The following is a 15323-nucleotide window of genomic DNA, read 5'->3' as shown; positions in this document are numbered from 1 at the left end:
GTTAGCTAATTACTTTGTATTAACTAATTGCAATCGCGTTATGGCACGCTAATAACGGATAACTAGATGCGACAAAGAATCGGTGTCGAGCACCTAAAGGCACCCATAACCAATCAAGAAGTCGAAGGCGCGTTAGCAAAAGCTGATCGCGCTGTGAATGACCTTTCCCAGTTGCCAGTAACATGGCTGGATTTCTGTAATGAAAAGCTGTCCATTGCTTCTGAAAGTATCGGTTTTTTAATCAGGCAGCGAGTTCAAATTCACAAAAGGGGTTATCCAAGTAGTGAGTTGGCGTATCTCAAGCTGATCGAACGCCAAATTGAAGAACTGAAGCAGGTGTACTTGTCGTTTTATCGGCTAGCACCGGGGTTGATTCATCAGTTAAGAGGCCAGGAGCCAGAAATCTACAGCTGGCTGATGCTACAGGGCGAGTTGGGCTCAGAGTTGGATAACCTTTTGTGCGGATTGAGTTTACTCGAAGATATTGACGCTAAAACCGCAATGGTCATTGCCGTACAATCTCCGGTTGAATCTATGGATAGCACGCTTTCGGAGCTTATTGAGGGTAATGCGACATCCAGTGCGTTTTACTTTGAATGCTTACGTGTACGTCAAACATTAAGTGTTTCTCTCATCAAGCGCTGGCACAAAGCCAGCATCATTAGCTCTCATGTTGCTTTGCCACTGCTCGCTTTACAAGACGTGAAAGAGGGGATTGATTGGCTCAATGACAATGCAGGCAGCGAACAATATCTATTTGAACGTTTGATTACCAAACGTGACAGAGGCACTTGGTTCCGTCAGTGCTTTGGCATCGAACCAAATGGATTACCATCAGCGCAAGTGCTCACTTATGCCAAGTTACTTGAGTTAAAAGAGTTTGAGGCGTTTGATATCTCTTCTTCATTAGCACCTGTTGATTTTGCGCTGGGTGGTAATTGGAAACTGGTGCCCCAAATCATCGAGCACTTGGAAAGTCTGGAGGAAGCTGAAGGTGAAATTTGGCTTCAAGCCTTGTATGTCGTCTACGGAAAGCTTCTTCCTCTGACTCCGCAAGATGTTGGTGTCGAGTATGAATGGGAAGAGATCGTCGATCTGCTCAATGAGTGGGTGGAAGATGAAAAATACATCCAAAATCTACCAAGCCGCTTGGGTTACGCATTGAGCTTCGAGTCTACGTTAGCTGCGATGCAAGATGCTAACGTTGATGTGCTGTTCCGAGATTGGCTATGGCGTCAACTCTGTATTCAATCCAGAGCCTACGTGCCTTGGGATATGGCAATGCCGATTCATCAACAAGACTGGAACTTCAACAATTTAAAGGCCGCACCTTCTGCGAGCGAACGATTCAACTTAAGGAATAGCAATGCAGTTATGGGATATTGAGGCGCACCCTGAGCTATCACTTAAAGGTCGTTTTCAACGTGACGAAAACGGCGATGAAGTCTGGGTTGTAGTCGCCAAACGCACATGGCAATTCGATGGTGTGGTTTGGCACGAATTAGGTGAAAGTGAAATCTTCGATGATCCCCAATATTTGGGCGAAGAAGGCTTCTCTGCGATGAAAGTTGACCACGAGTTCGCGTATACCAAAGAAAACACAGATGTACTTGTTTACGGCAAAGCGCGCAGCTACGCGAAAAAGCCAGTGACATACCAAGAGTGTCGTGTGCTGATTGATGGTCATATCGATAAGACTCTCGCTATTCACGGGGAGCGAGTATGGGTTGAGCATGCTGGTAGTATAACGCTGAGCAACCCAGTCCCATTTATTGAAAAAGACATTGATTACACTTGCGCGGTAGGCGGTGATTTACGTAACCGAATAGGCGGTGGTGTTGCCGATTCCAACAAAGAATTGCTTGAACAGAAAGTACCCTCGATTTTTTATCCCCGAGAGGACTGGAGTGCCGCCGCGAAAAAACTACGCGTTGCGGGGTTCGGGCCAGTGCCTCCGTTCTTTGAGGCGCGCCAGAAGCTGGCCGGCACGTTCGATGACGATTGGATTGAGAATCGCAAGCCAATGTTGCCACTCGATTTTGATAAGCGGTTCTTCCAAAGCGCGCCTATTGATCAACAGTGCAAAGGCTTTCTTCGTGGGGGGGAGCGTTTGATGATGAGTGGTTTTTGTCATGATGACACGCTTTCATTTCGAATTCCTAAAGAAAAATACCGTGCGATCGCGACGTTTAAAGGTCAAAGTTATCAAGCTGATATGGCGATGTACACCTTATTCGTTGATGCGGAAAAGAAAACTATATCAATCAGTTACACGGCTGCGTTTCCTTGTCAGGGCAAGGAGCATTTGTTGGTGTCGACATCGATCACTAAGTTGGAAGAGGTAAGCGAGCATGCATAATTCAACAGGCCGTTACGTGCTAGGGATGGAAGTGATGACGCCAACCGGTATGAATTTAGATATTGCTAGTGCAGTTTCGTATGCTGATTTAGGAAGATTCGACCAATGTGTAGGGGATGATGGTATCGAGCGTTTTACTTACGCCAAAATCGAATACACCAAAGAAAGTGAGCAGTTTGAGAAAACGTGTGAGTTAATCACCCACTTGCTTGATTCATTGTTAGCACAGTTACCACGTTCATTGAGACCAATACCTTTGCTTATAGCTGTGCCTGCGTCTGTTTCACTAGTAAAGGTGCAAGAATGGCTTGGTGAAAGTAACTATGCTGAATTTCTCTCTGTGGTGAATGCTGTTCATGCCAGTGGGCCCAGTTTCGTTCTCCAGGCCATGAAATCATTGGATAAATATGATGCTATGATGTGTATCAGTGTCGATTCCTTGGTGAGTTCGATGCAAACACTCATCGACGATGCGATGGTAATGAGTACCAATAATCCATGGGGCGTTATTCCGAGCGAGGGTGGGGCGGGTTTAATTCTTTGTCGAAAAAACACCGTAGAAACATTGAAACTTAAGCCTCAAGCGCAGCTTGGCTACATTGATACGGAATTAAACACTTCAGACCGAAGAGGCATGTTTCGACTTGTTCAACGTGCGAGTAAAAAGCTCGATTCATTTGGTGAAGTGTATTCCGATATGACGAACCTGCGCATGCATTCGGAAGATTACGGCTTTGCTCTGGGGGCGAAAGCAGAACGATTCACGAACCCAGAACAACCGCAGCTTATCAATGAGTTGTGGGGCACAATGGGTAGTTGTTCTTCTCTCGCTTTAATTGCCTTTGCGGTCAGAGAGCACCACTTTAAGCAACCAACTACATTGTTAATGTTCGACTTTCATGGTGACAAAGGAGTTCTCCAATTACTGCAATGTTAGTGGGCACTCATCGATCAAATGGCAATGAAAATATACTCATATTATTAGGTTGAAGTTTGTAACACGAAAAAGCGTATAACTCATGCAGTGAAAGCGTAAGTAAAAAGGTCTAATAAGTTAGTAATAATAACTAAAATAATAGGCTTACTGTTTGTTTTAAATACCAACCTTGATACAAGTACGTTCAAGAAAATATTATTCAACTCTAATAATATTTATTCTATGAAAGAGTACTAAGTGTCTAATAATCAGAGTACAGCCAAAGGATATATCGATCAGTTGGTTGTTAAAGCTATTGAGAAAAAGAAACTGAATGAGCAAAGGCTAGCAGAAAAAAATAAGCCGAAGCTTGAGTACGTGCTTTTTTCACAGTTTGATGTATTAGACAAGCTTCCTTCTAAAAATGGTAAGACAACGGTTTACCATCTTGCAAAAAAAGGGCAGCCAGAGAAGAAAATCTGTTGCAAAGTTATCAATGATGACTCGCCAGAATTTGCGAGCAAAATGTTGATTAACGAAGCGAGCAGGCTGGAGCTTTCTCAACACCCTAGCGTGGCTAACTTTGTAAAAATCGGCAACGAATTCGAACGCCCATATTTGATGTACGAGTGGATCCAAGGTGAATCACTGGCAGAAAAAATGGAGCGTCATTCTTCTAAAGGCTTCCGCCACGACCACATCGCTTGGTTGGTGTATCAACTCGCTGGCGCTCTAGAGTTTATGCATACAAGAGGTATCTGCCATCTTGATATTAAACCATCTAACGTATTAGTGAGTGAAGGCGATTACGTTAAGCTCATTGATTTCGGCGCTGCTCGTTACATTGGAGAGACAGAACCTTACGCAGAAGCAAGCTTGAGCTACGCTTCCCCTCTTTATATAGAAACTGGCATCGCGGAACCGCAAGATGATGTTTACTCTCTCGCTTTGCTCGCTGGACACCTATTTTTAGGATCAATATTTGGTGATGCTTGGAATAAGCAGTTAAAAGATCGAAAGCGTCCGGCTTTGATCCCGGCTCATATTTGGAAATTGCTGAAAGAAGTCATCAACAAACCAAGAGGGCATGGCTATACCGCTATTTCTTTTGCTCAACAGTTAGCGCGAATCGATACGCAATCAATTAGCTCAAATTCTAACGCACCAATTTTCAGTAGCTTGCGTAACGCGGACTTGCTGCTTACACACTGTAAGCCAAATGATAAAACGGCGTATGGTCGCTTTAAGATATTAGAGGCGAGCTTAGTGTTGAGTGTGCTGGCAACAGCAGGAAGTTATTTGTATCAACAGAATAAAGATCAATTGGATGCCATTTTTTCCCGAGGTGTCACTACTGTAACTCACGTTATTACGCCCTCTGAAACGGCTTCTTTTTTGGCTCAGCCTCCATGGAAAATCAAAGAAGAATTGTCTCAAGCTACTCAGAGTATTGATATGACAGTAGCTTATCGAACAGCATATCAAGCTCAGCAGTTAAGCCTCTCGAATTTATATGAAGAAAAACAGGCTCAGTTAACGTCGTATCAATCGTTAGCGGATGGCTTACCAATGGCATTAGTCGAATTACGTAAGGAGCTTGTCACCTTGCGAGAAACCCTTGTTAGTGACGGTGCTCTGTTTCCATATGCGGATGAGGCGTTGACTAAAGTGATGTCTGGGTTAAATGTCGCGTCTATCGATTCCATGAAAGTATCTGCCATAGCTGGCAGTCGAGATAAGCAGATTGCTCGCTTAATTTTAGATGGTGAAGCTAAGCTCGCAGAAAATGAAATGAAAGAGACATGGTTGTTAAACCAGTCACAAGCCTATTTCTACAACCAAATCTTACCAAAGGCTGTGATGGAAAATATTAATGACTCCATCGATAAACATGCAGAGGCGCACTTTTACACCAAAGCAATTGAAGAAGCCGAATTAGCCAAAGCCTACTTCGGTAATACGCCAGAACTAGACAAAAAAATAAAGGATTTAATCGTCGCAAGAAGCGAATTTATTTTGTTTAGCACCGTGATGGAGCAATCCGTTTACGACAAACAAAAGCTACATGAATCCCTTGCCGATTTAGAACGGAATGCACCAAGTAAATTTACAGAAATCACGAAAATTCTAGATAGCATGGCGTCAGATGCGATTGAGCAGAGCCATCGATTATCTAAGCCAGCAAATGGCGCAATTGCGGTAGCGCGTGCGTTGAGAGATTACTTGACTGAAGGAGACGTGAATTTTGTCCAACATTGATATCGATCGTCTGCTTAATCCTATTTCTGATGAATCTCCAGTGGGAAACGATGCCCGTTACGAGTTTTGCTACGAAATGATGGAGTCCGAAGTGAAGAAATTCGGTTCCTTGTTTGGCGAAACAGTAGATTGGAGCGTGGTAAAAACGCACGCGACTGAAGTTCTAGAGCACCACAGTAAAGACTTAAAAGCCATTTGTTACCTCGTTCGCGCGCTAACAGAAGAGTTTGGTCTGCAAGGCTTTGAACAAGGTCTAAAGCTGCTTAGTGAGGCGTTAAGTCGCTTTGGCGTTGAATTGTATCCTTCGCGAAAGCGGGGTCGAGATGGCGCGGTCGAATGGTTGAACCATCAGTTTAAACTGGTCAGCAGCAAGTTAGCGGAAAGCGCTCAGTCATGGGATTTGGTATCAAACTGCATTTCGACTATTGAAGAAGTGCAGCGCCAGTACGACGAGGTTTACCAAGACTCAGAAGCGGATTTCTTTGAGATTCGCACTCAACTCAATGTTTTATCTCAACAAGCGGCGGCTGATGAGCAGAGCGATGATGCAGTCGTTAACGTTGAACAAGCGGCGCCTGCACCAGCTACGCAGTCTGCTGCCGAAGAAACGCCAGCGCAGAATGAAGTGCAAACCGCACCGGTGAAGGCGGTTCCGCCGGCCCCTAAACCTGCGCCAGTTAAGAAAGCGGTAGCAAAAGAAGTCGATGTCGATACGGACTTCTCTTCGCCTACGGCTTCTAAGCGCACCTTGAAGAAGGTTGCGGAAGTCATGCTTCATGCGAACCCAAGTGATCCGCTGGCTTACCGGATTTATCGTCATCTGACTTGGGATGACATTGATGGTCTACCCGACCACCAAAATAATCAAACGCCTTTGAGCTTGGCAGTGTCGTCCGATCAACAAGCGGAATACCGAGATAAAGCTGAACAAGAAAGCGACATCGACACCATTAAGCGTTTGGAGCGCACATTAACGGATGCGCCGTTTTGGCTGACGGGCCATTACTTCGTGTATTCGATGCTTAATAACTTGGGCTTTGATGATGCAGCGCTTGCTGTGAAACAAGAAGTGACGCGTTTTGTTGAATCGCTAGAGGGCATCGAGCACCTCTCATTTAAGAATTCTATACCATTTGCAGATGAAGCGACCTTGAGCTGGTTATCGACTCAAGATACTACTTCTTCGACTTCTCAACCCGTTGTTCAAACGGTTGTGATTTCGCAGGAAGACTCGCTGCCAATGGAGGATATCACTCTAGAAAATCTAGGGGAATGTGCCGCAGAGCTTGCCCACAAACTTGAGCTGGATAGCTCGGGACGAGGGCAGTTCATGCTGTATTTACAATTGATAGCAGCTTACCAGTCTGTTGGATTATACCCGTTGTGTTTGCCGTATCTTGAGAAGGGGTGGGAAGTACAAAAAGCGTTTAATCTCGCGAGCTGGGAACCCCACTTATCGTCACAGTTAGAAGACCTAATTCGAAAAACACTCCATCGGTTATTTGGAAGCAAGGATCTTCTACCTGAGAAGTATGAAGAGTGGAAAGCAATTTACGACTAATTAAAGAGTTAGATAAGGAACGAATTATGTCACGTGACGGCTCGGTGGCTCCTAAAGAGCGAATTAATATCCGTTATGTTCCAGCAACTGGCGATACGCAAGAAGACGTAGAGCTGCCGCTAAGCATGATGGTAGTTGGCGACTTTACTGCGCGTGCAGATGAGACACCAATTGAAGAACGTACTCCAATTAACATCGACAAAGACAACTTTAACGAAGTGCTAGAGGGCATGTCTCCAAACGTTAAAGTCAACGTTGAAAACCGTCTTTCTGATGAAGAAGGCGGCCAGATTGGTGTTGATCTGACCTTCCAAAACATGAAGGACTTCTCTCCTGAAGCGATCGCGAAAAGTGTACCTGAACTAAACAGCCTACTTGAGCTTCGCGAAGCCTTGGTTGCACTTAAAGGTCCTCTAGGAAACGTGCCTGCGTTCCGTAAGAAGATCGCATCGGTTCTTCAAGATGAAGAAGCGAGAAAGAAACTGTTGGATGAACTAAGCATTGGCAACGACCAAGACGCGAAAGAAGAGTAAGGGATATCATGTCTGCAGAAGCACAAGCGCCAGAACAAGAAGCAGCCTTAGTTGAATCAGGCTCACTTCTGGATAGCATTCTTAACGAAACACGTTTAAAGCCAAGTGATGAAGGTTTTGACGTTGCAAAACGCGGCGTAGAAGCATTCATCAGTGAGCTACTAAGCAGTTCGAACACAGAGAAAGTCGACCAATCTCTGGTTGATCTGATGATCTCTGAAATCGACCAAAAATTGTCTAAGCAAGTTGATGCAATTCTTCACAACGAAGAAGTTCAAGCGATTGAATCAACGTGGCGTGGCCTTAAGTACCTGGTTGATCACACTGACTTCCGCGAGAACATTCAAATTGAACTGATCTCTGCGAAGAAAGACGAAGTTCTTGATGACTTCGAAGACGCTCCAGAGGTGGTGAAGTCTGGCCTGTACAAGCAAATCTACACACGTGAATACGGCCAGTTCGGTGGTAAACCTGTTGGCGCCGTCATTTGTGATTACGCTATGTCAGCTTCGTCGCCTGACATCAAATTGATGGAATACATGGCTAACGTAGGTGCAATGTCTCACGCACCATTCATCACGTCGGCATCGGCTAAATTCTTTGGTCTAGACAGCTACGAAGAGCTGCCAAACCTAAAAGATCTGAAGTCTGTATTCGAAGGTCCACAGTACGCGAAATGGCGTGGTCTGCGTGAGCACGAAGATGCGCGCTACCTAGGTCTATGTACGTCTCGCTTTATGCTACGTACACCTTACTCTGTTGAAGATAACCCAATCAAGGCGTTTGACTACGATGAGCAAGTAACAGACAGCCATGATAACTACCTATGGGGCAACTCAGCGTACGCGATGGCGTCTAAGATCAGTGAATCATTTGCTAAGTACCGTTGGTGTCCGAATATTATTGGTCCTCAAAGCGGTGGTACTGTACAAGATCTACCGGTTTACAACTTTGAAGCTATGGGTCAAATCGAGACTAAGATCCCAACCGAGATCCTGGTTTCTGACCGTCGTGAGTATGAGCTAGCAGAAGAAGGTTTCATTGCGCTAACCATGCGTAAAGGTTCTGACAATGCGGCGTTCTTCTCTGCAAACTCTGTTCAAAAACCAAAAGTGTTTGCGAACACGCCGGAAGGCAAACAAGCCGAGATGAACTACAAGCTAGGTACTCAGCTTCCTTACATGTTCATTATCAACCGTTTAGCGCACTACATAAAAGTGCTACAGCGTGAGCAAATTGGTTCTTGGAAAGAGCGTTCTGACCTAGAAATCGAACTGAACAAGTGGATTCGTCAATACGTTTCTGACCAAGAGAACCCGCCAGCGGAAGTTCGTGGTCGCCGCCCACTTCGCGCTGCGAAGGTTGAAGTATCAGACGTAGAAGGCGATCCAGGCTGGTACAAAGTATCGATGTCTGTACGTCCTCACTTCAAGTACATGGGCGCAAGCTTCGACTTGTCTCTAGTTGGTAAGCTAGACCAATAACCCATTACTGAAACCATCAAGCAGCCAGTGAAGACTGGCTGCTTTTTTCGTAGGATCGCATATGGAAAAAGGTTACCGTCTTTTAGAGCGGATCGAGCTAGGAGAACCAAAAAACTGCTACGAGAAAGTGGTGTCTCATAAGCATTTGATTGAATCCATTCACTCGCATCTCGCTGACTTGTTGAATACGCATTCCGGCAACGCAATGATCGACAATGAGTATGGTCTGCCAGATTTTAACGACGTACTTTCTAACAACACGAACCTCGTTCGCCATATTCAAAAAAACATCACGTCAACCATAGAACGCTTTGAGCCCCGACTGCTGAATGTCGAGGTTCACTACCGTGAAGACCACCATAACCCATTACAACTCGGCTTTGGTATTCGCGGCGAAGTTTCCCATAACGGCGGTAAAGTCCCAATGTCGATCGATGTCTACATGGGAACCGACGGCCAATTTAACGTTTAGTAGGTGCCACTTGAGTAACAGTAAATACTTTCAAGATGAACTCACGTATTTACGCGAGTCGGGTAGTGAGTTTGCCAAATATCATCCGAAGTTAACTCACTTTCTCTCTGAAGGAACTTTTGATCCAGATGTCGAACGACTGCTGGAAGGTTTTGCTTTTTTGACCGGACGCATCCGCGAAAAGATTGACGATGAACTTCCTGAGCTAACGCAATCTCTGATGACTTTGCTGTGGCCACATTACATGCGTTCGATTCCGTCTTTGTGCATTAGCGAACTAAAACCGCATACCGGAAGTGTTACTGAGAAAACCGTGGTGAAACGTGGTGCGGAAATGGCCAGCGAACAGGTAGAAGGCACGCAGTGTTTGTTCCGTACTTGTTATGACGTCAATCTATACCCAGTTACGATTACTAACATCGAACAAACTAACAGCCGCACCAGTTCGATGATTGATGTGACGTTATCGACGGAGCATGGCCTGGAACTGTCTCGTATCGGTTTAGATACGTTGCGTTTGCACCTGCATGGTGAGATTCATATTACTCGCACTGTCTTCTTATGGCTGTTCCGTTATCTAGATCACGTCGAGTTGGATGTTGGTGGCGGCTACAAACATCGTTTAGGGCCAGAATACGTTAAGCCAGTCGGGCATGAAGAGGACGAGGCGCTGTTGCCTTACAGCAAAAATTCCTTTGCAGGCTACCGTTTGCTGCAAGAATTCTTCTCTTTGCCAGATAAGTTCATGTTCTTCGACATTAAAGGCTTAGAGTGGCTAAAAGGCATTCCACAGCGCAGTACGGTCAAAATCAAATTCCACTTTAAGCGTGCTTTGCCTTCAGAGGTGGTGCTTAAAGATAAACACTTAAGGTTGCACTGCACACCTGCCGTTAACTTGTTTGAAAAAGACGGCGATCCAATCCGTTTAGAGCATCGACGAAACGAGTACAAGGTGCGTCCACAAAGTAACATTCAAGAGCATTACGAGGTTTATTCCATTGAGCAAGTGGAGAGCTGGAGTAAAGACGAGCGTCGCCGAAAACCACTGATTGAATTTGAATCGTTTGAGCACCAAATCAACCAGCGTGATAAGCGAGAGTTCTACAAATCCAAAGTGGGCGAGCGAGTAAGCGGAAGAGGGTTAGAGCGCTATATCTCATTCCATACTCACAATGGCGACATCGCGGATTTAGGGACTGAAACCGTATTGATGAAACTGCAATGCAGTAACGCGGACTTAGCGGAGCGCCTGTCAGTAGGGGACATCACGTACGCGACGCACAAATCGCCAACGTATGCGACGTTTAAAAACATTACTAAGCCAACACAGTCAGTAAGTCCTCAGGTTAATGGTGAACTTCAATGGCAGTTGATTGCCAACATGTCGCTCAACTACTTGTCTTTGGCCAATATCGATGTGTTGAAAGTGTTGCTCTCGACTTACGACTTCCACTCTCGAGTCGATAGACAAGCCCACCGCGCGTCGATTCATCGACTTGATGGCATTATTTCTTCAGAGATGAAACCAATCGATCGCGTATTTCGTGGTGTATCTGTGCGTGGTAACCAATTCAAGCTCGTGACGGACTCTAAGTTCTTCGTAAATGAAGGCGATATGTTCCTTATGGCCACGGTATTGAATGAATTTATCCGTTTATATTCGAGTGTGAACTCCTTTACCGAACTAGAGGTGTTCGATGAAGCGACGGGCGAGGTTTACAACTGGGCAAGCCTAATCGGGCAGCAGACGATACTATGATTAACACACTTTCTGATAAGTCGAATGAGTTTAGTTTCTACCAAGCGGTGTTGCTGTTAGAGAAACACTACCAGCTGGAGCCAAACTCAAATTTTGTTGCCGTGGGCGAGAACAAATACTTTCACCAAGAGCGAATTGAGTTCAGCGTGTCGCCAAACCTGTGCTTTCCAAAGAGTGATATGGACTTTATTACTCATATGGAAAGAAACGGACAGCAATATTCACGTATTGAGACGAACTTTCTTGGCTTGCATGGTTCAAGCTCGCCCCTACCTGCGTCTTACACTGAGAAACTCGTCGGTCGTGATCCCGATGATAACCCAGTGAAGGATTTCTTCGACTTTTTCCACAACCGCTATACAAGCTTACTGTATCGTGTTTGGAAGAAATACCGATATCACGTGCAGTACAAAAGCGGGGCGAGCGATGCGTTTTCTGGGCGCATACTGCATTTGGCTGGTCTTTCTAGCGTTATGCAAGATTGTGAAGTCGCGGAGTTAGATCGAGCGAAAGTTCTGTCTTACGTGAACCAGTTATCTACGCGTACACGTTCACCCAAGCTTATTTCCGGTATTGTTTCGCACTACTTTTCACTGCCGAATGTGCGAATCGAAGAATGGGTTTATCGGCGGGTCGAGATTGCAGAAAGCCAGCGTAACAAACTCAATCGTTCCAATTGTGTATTGGGGCAAAGCTTACACTTGGGACAAAGCATTGCGGATTTGAACGGCAAGTTTAACTTGTGTATCGACAACATTGATTTTGAAACGTTTAAGCAGTTTTCCTACGATGGTGAGTTACATAAGACGCTGGTGGGCTTGATGCGCTTTATTCTGCGTGACCCAATGTCGTGGGACCTAAAGTTGACAGTTAACCTAGACAGTATTCCAGAAAACAAACTGGGTAATGGAGAAGGGAACCAACTAGGTCAAACGTTCTGGCTTGGTAACCCAGGTGATAAAGACGCCAAAATTCGACTTATCGGAAGCATATAAGAAAGCCGCTCAACGAGCGGCCCTTTATGTTTTCCTCGAAGAGGTCAGAAAAGCTTAACGACTGATCGGCTGATGCAGTACAACGGTAGTATCAAGCCTTTGAATGCCGTTAAATGATTCAATTTCATTACAAAGATGATGAATAGACTGCAGGTCGGGCGCTTCAATTAGGGCAATAATATCAAAGTTGCCACCAACAACGCTCGTTAAGCGAACCTCAGGAATTTCTTTAAGTGCATTCGTTACATCATTCTTCTTACCCTTTTCACAAGAGATCAGTAGATAACTAGCGGCTTTTCGCCCTTCATTTTCTACACGAATCTGTGCGGTATAGCCTTTGATAATACCGGTCTTTTCTAAACGATTAATTCTTTCTGCTACTGCTGTTCGAGACAAACCAATGTTTCGGGATAGATTCGCAATCGACTCTCGCCCATTCGACAATAGACTTGAAAGTATTTTTCGATCCAATTTATCTAAACCTTGTAAAGTCATGTTTGAAATCATGTGTTCTGCCTATTTTGTTTTTATATTGTTATTAAATCGACTCTGGGAGCGTAAAGTTATACAGCTCAGCAAGAGTGAATGGGTTTTTCTGTGTCAACGGAGTGATGCGTAAGCTCAAGTCCCTCCCTGACACTTTTATGTCACTGACAAAGCTGCCGTTATGAGTGTTTGTCAAGGTCGAGTCACCTAGCAATCTGTATATCGCCCATTGACCACTCTTATTTAAAACGTGCTGTCTGCCTTCATCGGTTACATCCTGGAGTGTGATACTAATATTGAAGTCACCATTTTGCGGTGGCCATGCCATTTCACGAATGCGGCTTGGACCGTGGTAGTAACTTATATTGGTATCTGCAATTTTTAAGCTCGCTCTAATCGCACTAGAATCAAGATCGAGTACTCTTGCACTAAACGGAATATGAACGCGGTTAGTGCTTTTATTAATTAATGTGTCTCGAATAACGTTATAGTTACGCAGTTGCACTAACAGAGCCGGAGAGATTGGCATCGTCTCGCCATCCACCTGTTTTGGCGTCCACAAATTGGTATCGTAGAACGGTGCAAAATTTTTCTGAATAAATGTGTCTAACAAGCCACCTGAAGCAAACAGTAATTCAAAATCTTCAATTGAGATTTCCTCGGTCGCTGTTAGATCAAATGGGTATCGTCCTAGCCCTATCTCTTTAAACTTGGTGTAAATCTCGCTGTACCATTGGGTTTGAATGCCTTTAGCGGACTCTTTAATCATGACTGACCAGCTTTGTTGAACCACATCTAACAACCAGCTACGAACGGGTTCCGGTGATTTTTGGGCAATTTGTTTAAGTTTTATTAATGGGTCAGCTTCACTGCTGTTCATTCGATGCTGAGCTGCCGCTAGCGCCGCCATTTGCGGGTCGGGTGCATCAGCGATGTCTTTCATATACGTGCGAACACGGCTTAACGCTGTTACGGTCTCATCCCAAGGAGTAGGGGAGTTTGGTGTTTCACTGACCTGAAGTTGGTTTAATAAGTGAAAAGCTTGTTCAACACGTTTCATTAACAAGTAATCAGGCTTAACTACTTCCTCTACTACGTCTGATGCGGAGTCTGCCGCTGCCACGAGTTTCGGGTCTAGCTTTGAAATCAGAGCATTTTTTTCACCAACGGGTGAAAATTGTGTGTTGGCATAGACCTGCTTCAGTACGGTTGTCATTGGTGAAGAAGGGCCCGAGATTAAGTCTATCGCGTTCGTTAGATCGCCGACATTGTCATAGTTCTGGACTTTTAGTTCACTCAGCGCATTGCGCCAATTACTGATGTAGTCGTCAGTATATTTTTTACGTACTTCCTCTTTGAAGGCTTCTTGTTCTTCACTAGTAGGAATAACGTGTTGTGACAGACCTAAAACCCAGTTGTCACTGATGACTTGTTGTGACATTAGGTCCACGCGTGGTCGATAAAAAGTGCTAAAACCAGTGGAGGTATAGGTCTTATCTACGATCAAGCGTTCACTATCGATTGGTGTGTTGAATACATTGCTAAACTCAAAACCCACAGCTCGTTGCAGATCTAGGGTTCCTAAATCAATCGAATTTGCTTCGTTTAAAATGCCTGCATAAACGAGATCAACATTCGAATTTGCTAGCAATGAGCGACGTGTTGCGCGAACAAGATCCATATTGATATCAATTGGATCAAACTGTGTGCGAAAGTAAGCGTCTAAATAACGCATCGCCTGATTGACGACGTCACTTTGGTTGCTCAAATCGTTCATCATTTGGAGAGTTTGATGACGCAAAAAACGGATATCACGCTTTGTTGGATCGTTTAGCATTAGATACCCCTTCAATAGAGGTAAAGCGCGTGTAAAAGTGTTTTGATTTTGTGTCAGTTGTAGACGGTAACCTTTCTCAATGAGAGGTATCAACTGTTGAGCAACGTCCTTAAGTAATGCTTCGTAAGCGATGCGAGTGCTTTGATCCAAACGGCTAATGTTGAGTGGTAATATCTCTTCATCCAAAGCCTTAGAACCTTTAAGCCACGCCCCATAAGAAGGCTCTATTGCTTTCGTCGCCTTCGCTAAAAGCTCATTGAATCTTGCATCTTGCTCCACTTGTGATTTGTCATCGATACTCAAGAGTTGATTCATCACGTGTAAGTTACTGTCTAATGTCGTGAAAAAGAAGTAACTGCCCCCAGTAAGCAGGATAATAGAGCCGAGTATTGCCAAACGGCTTTGTCTCTGAATTAGACGAAGATACGTCTTGTTTTCGCCCGCAAAGTCGCTTTCCGGCAATATTTGTGAATCAATCAGAAAGCGAGAGAAATAAGGCGTTTCTGTTAACTGAGTATGCTCTGACGCGATAATAGGTAAGTTGAAGTAATTACTACAACTTTTTGCAAGTAAATGGCTTTGTTGCGTAATTCGATGGAACTAAATCAAGAAACTACGATCTGAGCGGCTACGCCCATCAATCGTCGTAGCCTCATGCCTAA

At 44.7% G+C, this 15323-nt stretch carries 11 protein-coding genes and 1 pseudogene; 10 read left to right on the top strand and 2 right to left on the bottom strand.

Features of this window, described 5'->3' with window-relative positions:
• The first annotated feature begins 66 nt into the window (after positions 1-66).
• The 10 genes from R7127_RS01885 to tssG all read left to right on the top strand — a co-directional run bounded on the left by R7127_RS01885 (position 67) and on the right by tssG (position 12338).
• Positions 67-1386 (top strand): hypothetical protein, encoded by a 1320-nt coding sequence (locus R7127_RS01885; protein ID WP_064376246.1) that lies wholly within the window; start codon positions 67-69, stop codon positions 1384-1386.
• Positions 1367-2359, top strand: coding sequence for a DUF2169 domain-containing protein (locus R7127_RS01880; RefSeq protein WP_053307562.1), 993 nt, complete (start codon positions 1367-1369; stop codon positions 2357-2359). Before R7127_RS01885 ends, R7127_RS01880 begins: the two co-directional genes overlap by 20 nt.
• Positions 2352-3296 carry a hypothetical protein gene (locus R7127_RS01875; protein WP_033906406.1) on the top strand — a complete coding sequence of 315 codons (945 nt, stop codon included), beginning with the start codon at positions 2352-2354 and terminating at the stop codon, positions 3294-3296. The genes R7127_RS01880 and R7127_RS01875 overlap by 8 nt, the downstream gene beginning before the upstream one ends.
• Positions 3297-3533: 237 nt before the next feature.
• Positions 3534-5534: a serine/threonine protein kinase gene (locus R7127_RS01870; protein ID WP_318142725.1), complete on the top strand. Its 2001-nt coding sequence runs from the start codon at positions 3534-3536 to the stop codon at positions 5532-5534.
• Positions 5521-7095 carry a type VI secretion system protein TssA gene (gene tssA / locus R7127_RS01865; RefSeq protein ID WP_033906408.1) on the top strand — a complete coding sequence of 525 codons (1575 nt, stop codon included), beginning with the start codon at positions 5521-5523 and terminating at the stop codon, positions 7093-7095. Before R7127_RS01870 ends, tssA begins: the two co-directional genes overlap by 14 nt.
• Before the next feature lie 26 nt (positions 7096-7121).
• A complete protein-coding gene (gene tssB / locus R7127_RS01860) occupies positions 7122-7628 on the top strand; it encodes a type VI secretion system contractile sheath small subunit (RefSeq protein WP_005373381.1) in 507 nt (168 codons plus the stop codon).
• 8 nt (positions 7629-7636) lie between these two features.
• Complete coding sequence (gene tssC, locus R7127_RS01855; protein WP_005373378.1) at positions 7637-9112, top strand: type VI secretion system contractile sheath large subunit; 1476 nt, start codon at positions 7637-7639, stop codon at positions 9110-9112.
• Positions 9113-9173: 61 nt separating this feature from the next.
• The gene (gene tssE / locus R7127_RS01850; protein ID WP_005373376.1) at positions 9174-9584 is read left to right on the top strand and encodes a type VI secretion system baseplate subunit TssE; all 411 of its coding nucleotides are present in this window, start codon (positions 9174-9176) and stop codon (positions 9582-9584) included.
• A 10-nt stretch (positions 9585-9594) separates the two neighbouring features.
• On the top strand, positions 9595-11343 hold the full coding sequence (gene tssF / locus R7127_RS01845; RefSeq protein ID WP_053307566.1) for a type VI secretion system baseplate subunit TssF: 1749 nt from the start codon (positions 9595-9597) through the stop codon (positions 11341-11343).
• Positions 11340-12338: a type VI secretion system baseplate subunit TssG gene (tssG, locus tag R7127_RS01840; RefSeq protein WP_005373373.1), complete on the top strand. Its 999-nt coding sequence runs from the start codon at positions 11340-11342 to the stop codon at positions 12336-12338. Before tssF ends, tssG begins: the two co-directional genes overlap by 4 nt.
• Before the next feature lie 54 nt (positions 12339-12392).
• Here tssG and R7127_RS01835 read toward each other — a convergent pair whose 3' ends face one another.
• Both R7127_RS01835 and tssM read right to left on the bottom strand, forming a co-directional pair.
• The gene (locus R7127_RS01835) at positions 12393-12845 is read right to left on the bottom strand and encodes an Lrp/AsnC family transcriptional regulator (protein WP_005373369.1); all 453 of its coding nucleotides are present in this window, start codon (positions 12843-12845) and stop codon (positions 12393-12395) included.
• 31 nt (positions 12846-12876) lie between these two features.
• Positions 12877-15237: pseudogene (gene tssM, locus R7127_RS01830) on the bottom strand (type VI secretion system membrane subunit TssM); the annotation flags it as partial.
• Positions 15238-15323: the final 86 nt, after the last annotated feature.

The organism is Vibrio sp. 1159, from assembly GCF_033340395.1.
Classification (GTDB): domain Bacteria; phylum Pseudomonadota; class Gammaproteobacteria; order Enterobacterales; family Vibrionaceae; genus Vibrio; species Vibrio alginolyticus.
Note: the sequence above shows the minus strand (reverse complement) of the source record. Positions and strands in the feature narration are given on the sequence as shown.

Coding starts and splice junctions, on each gene's coding strand:
- tssB (WP_005373381.1), top strand. CDS start 7,122: ATGTCACGTGACGGCTCGGTGGCTCCTAAAGAGCGAATTAATATCCGT.
- R7127_RS01875 (WP_033906406.1), top strand. CDS start 2,352: ATGCATAATTCAACAGGCCGTTACGTGCTAGGGATGGAAGTGATGACG.
- R7127_RS01885 (WP_064376246.1), top strand. CDS start 67: ATGCGACAAAGAATCGGTGTCGAGCACCTAAAGGCACCCATAACCAAT.
- tssE (WP_005373376.1), top strand. CDS start 9,174: ATGGAAAAAGGTTACCGTCTTTTAGAGCGGATCGAGCTAGGAGAACCA.
- tssG (WP_005373373.1), top strand. CDS start 11,340: ATGATTAACACACTTTCTGATAAGTCGAATGAGTTTAGTTTCTACCAA.
- R7127_RS01835 (WP_005373369.1), bottom strand. CDS start 12,845: ATGATTTCAAACATGACTTTACAAGGTTTAGATAAATTGGATCGAAAA.
- tssC (WP_005373378.1), top strand. CDS start 7,637: ATGTCTGCAGAAGCACAAGCGCCAGAACAAGAAGCAGCCTTAGTTGAA.
- R7127_RS01880 (WP_053307562.1), top strand. CDS start 1,367: ATGCAGTTATGGGATATTGAGGCGCACCCTGAGCTATCACTTAAAGGT.